This window comes from Sphingobium sp. D43FB, assembly GCF_002312805.1.
GTDB lineage: Bacteria > Pseudomonadota > Alphaproteobacteria > Sphingomonadales > Sphingomonadaceae > Sphingobium.
In genome coordinates, this window is sequence record NZ_NMUA01000093.1 from 1 (window position 1) to 2,819 (window position 2,819).

4 protein-coding genes and 1 pseudogene are annotated in these 2,819 nt (G+C 59.1%); 2 read left to right on the plus strand and 3 right to left on the minus strand.

Annotated elements, in window-relative coordinates:
- On the plus strand, positions 1 to 341 hold a 341-nt coding region (locus SxD43FB_RS23180), incomplete at its 5' end, for a transposase (RefSeq protein ID WP_141249628.1).
- A 4-nt stretch (positions 342 to 345) separates the two neighbouring features.
- Here the strand turns inward: SxD43FB_RS23180 and SxD43FB_RS23185 are convergent.
- The 3 genes from SxD43FB_RS23185 to SxD43FB_RS23195 all read right to left on the minus strand — a co-directional run bounded on the left by SxD43FB_RS23185 (position 346) and on the right by SxD43FB_RS23195 (position 1,663).
- Entirely contained in the window at positions 346 to 615 is a 270-nt protein-coding gene (locus SxD43FB_RS23185; RefSeq protein WP_096064123.1) for a DUF6429 family protein, read from the minus strand.
- A 368-nt stretch (positions 616 to 983) separates the two neighbouring features.
- Entirely contained in the window at positions 984 to 1,232 is a 249-nt protein-coding gene (locus SxD43FB_RS23190; RefSeq protein ID WP_096064124.1) for a hypothetical protein, read from the minus strand.
- A complete protein-coding gene (locus tag SxD43FB_RS23195; protein ID WP_096064125.1) occupies positions 1,229 to 1,663 on the minus strand; it encodes a putative toxin-antitoxin system toxin component, PIN family in 435 nt (144 codons plus the stop codon). Before SxD43FB_RS23195 ends, SxD43FB_RS23190 begins: the two co-directional genes overlap by 4 nt.
- A 130-nt stretch (positions 1,664 to 1,793) precedes the next feature.
- Here SxD43FB_RS23195 and SxD43FB_RS23200 point away from each other — a divergent pair.
- Positions 1,794 to 2,696, plus strand: a pseudogene (locus SxD43FB_RS23200) (transposase); the annotation flags it as partial.
- Positions 2,697 to 2,819 lie beyond the last annotated feature (123 nt).

Genomic DNA, 2,819 nt, shown 5'->3' on the forward strand with positions numbered 1-2,819 from the left:
CCAAGGCCATCGCCTACCTTCAGAACGACTGGGCGGGCTTCACCACATTCCTCGCCGATGGCCGGATATGTCTCTCAAACAACGCCGCGGAGCGCCAACTGCGCAGCGTTGCTCGAGGAAGGAAAGCATGGCTGTTCGTGGGCTCAGACCGTGGCGGCCAGCGTGCGGCGATGATGTTCAGCCTGTTCGGCACGGCTCGGCTCAACGACGTCGATCCGCTCGCCTGGTTCACCGACGTCCTCGCCCGGGTCGCCGACATCCCACAGAACCACCTTCACGAACTCCTGCCTTGGCATTGGAAAGCTGCTCAGCAGCAGGCCGCCGAGGAACTCGCCGCCTGAACTGTTAGACTGAGGGCTTGCGGCTTGCGCAGAACAGTCCCTGAAATAGCTGCTCGCAGCGCTCACGGCCGGCTGAGGTCAACACTACCGACTTCGCCTTGCCCACGGGATTGTGGATCAATCCTTGCTCGTACAAGCGTCCCAGTGCGCCCCAATCAAAGGACTTCCAGGCTCGACAGGTCCCTGACATCCGATCCAGGTCGTGCAGCGTCAAAAACATCAGAGCCAGGACCGCCTCATCAATCCGGTCGGTGTCTATATCCCACTCTTCCATAGGCAGCTCCTCGCGGCGCTGCCGATAATCTCACATCTTGACCCTCAGCTCCACTGCGTCTGCTATCGGATGCGTACGCTCAAGTCGACCCGCTATCGCCTTAATCTCGAGCATCAGAAGAGCACCATTCTATGATCGCTGAACGGAAACGGAGCAGGTGTTTGAGTGGTGCGATCGATCGCGTCAACCGGACGAATCAAGCAAAAAAGCTTGCCAAATAAATCCCCAGGACACAAAATATGTCCTGATAGGTTATAAGAACGCCTTATAAGCTATTGATATAAGACAGTTTATTGGCAGCACCCGTGCGTGCGGTGAATTGCCAGTGCGCAAGGTGCATTACCTCCCGTTATTGAGCCGAAGCTCCTTCAATGCGTTCCAGGCAACTCGTCACCGTCAAGCGGAGGCCGATCTGGCACCTGCGCGAGGATTGCAAGCGCGGCAGCCGGGTTTGCGCGTTCGGCACGGAGCCGGATATCTGCCGCTGCCCTCAACTCCCCTACCCTCTCCGCGATCAGCGACGACAGGAACTGGTTGAGCGACGTACCGTTCAGCTCCGCCAGATGTTTGGCTTCCGCCATAACATGATCCGGCAGCCGCAAGGGATAATTGCTCATTTCGTCTCTCCTCCTTCGAGGCGTAAAAACAACTCACCGGGTTTGATCACATCTACCCGGTATAATTCCCGTGCCGGCAGAAAGTCACGCACGTTCATGGTGACGATGGCATCCGCCCCGGCCTGGACGGCGCACTCCAGAACCATGTCATCGGCCGGATCGCTGAGCGTCGGGCGAAGCTTGGTCCTTATCGGCATGATCCGCCGCGCCCGTCCCACCAGGGCATCCAGCACCTGATCCAACTCCACCTTCGACGCCCAGCTCGCCTCGCGCATAGCCGCGCGATTGAGCACAGCCTCGTATTCCAACACCAGTGCGACCGAGACCGCATAGTGCAACTCGCCTTGCAGCGCGCTCTGGATGATCCGATACGACGCTCCCGACCGCGACCAGAGCGCAGCGACAAGAATGTTCGTGTCGAGTACATACATGACGTCATATATAACGTCAAATCCATCGCGGCGCAATATCTGGCCGATCCAGCCAGATCCTATGAGGAAGTGAACAGCGTGCGGTGCTCTGCCAGAGTGTTCTCGCTAAAAAACCGTTCTGGAGATCAGCATGACCATTGCAGTCCACCGTCCCGAAGCGCAGCCCGCCGTTCGTGTCGACCTTAGCGCGATTTTCATCTCGCTGGAACTCAGCCAATCGAAATGGCTGATTACCTCGCTGTCACCGGGAGGTGGCGAAAAGCTTTCGAAGTTCTCGCTTCCCGCTAGCGACGTTGCCGGCATGCTTACCCGTTTTGCCGAGTTGCAACGCAAGGCTGAGGCTCGCACCGGACGGGCTTTTCCGCTCGTGGTCATTCAGGAAGCCGGGCTAGACGGCTTCTGGGTTCATCGTGTGCTCGAAGCCGAGGGGATCGAAAGCCACGTCGTAGACCCTGCCTCGATTGCGGTCTCGCGGCGCAAGCGTCGCGTCAAGACCGACAGAATTGATGGCGAGATGCTGGTGCGCGCACTGTTGGCGTACAAACGCGGCGACCCCCGGGTGTGTGCGATGGTGCGGGCACCGACGCCGGAAGAGGAGGATCGCCGTCGCGTTTCCCGCGAGCGCAAGTGCCTGACGATCGAGCGCACTCGCCACGTCAATCGAATCAAGGGGTTGCTCTTCGGACAGGGTGTCCACGGCTATCGGCCGCTCCGCCAGGACCGACGCAAACGGCTGGACGAGCTTCAGACTGGTGATGGACGGCCGCTTCCTGCCCAACTTAAGGCGCAGATCTGTCGCGAACTCGACCGTCTCGAATTGGTGATACTGCAGATCAAGGCGTGCGAGGAGGCGCGGGATGCTTTGCTTGCTGCGCCACATCCCGCTGCCACGACCGATACAAACAATTTGGTGTCCGCGGTAGAGCCGTCATCACCGGCACCATCGGTGCCCGTGATGTTGCTACAGTTGAAAGGCATCGGGCCGGAAATTGCATCCGTACTGTGGCACGAGGGGCTGTCTCGTCAGTTTGAAGCGCCCCGGGTTTCCAGGAGGCTCCAACTTGTGAGAAGGAGCATCCGTTATGAGCAAGACAACCAACAAATTTTCACCTGAAGTCCGCGAGCGGGCGGTTCGTATGGTGGTGGAGCAGCGGGC

Excerpts from the sequence above, each read along its gene's own strand:
- SxD43FB_RS23190 (WP_096064124.1), bottom strand. The coding sequence starts at position 1,232 with ATGAGCAATTATCCCTTGCGGCTGCCGGATCATGTTATGGCGGAAGCC.
- SxD43FB_RS23195 (WP_096064125.1), bottom strand. The coding sequence starts at position 1,663 with ATGTATGTACTCGACACGAACATTCTTGTCGCTGCGCTCTGGTCGCGG.
- SxD43FB_RS23185 (WP_096064123.1), bottom strand. The coding sequence starts at position 615 with ATGGAAGAGTGGGATATAGACACCGACCGGATTGATGAGGCGGTCCTG.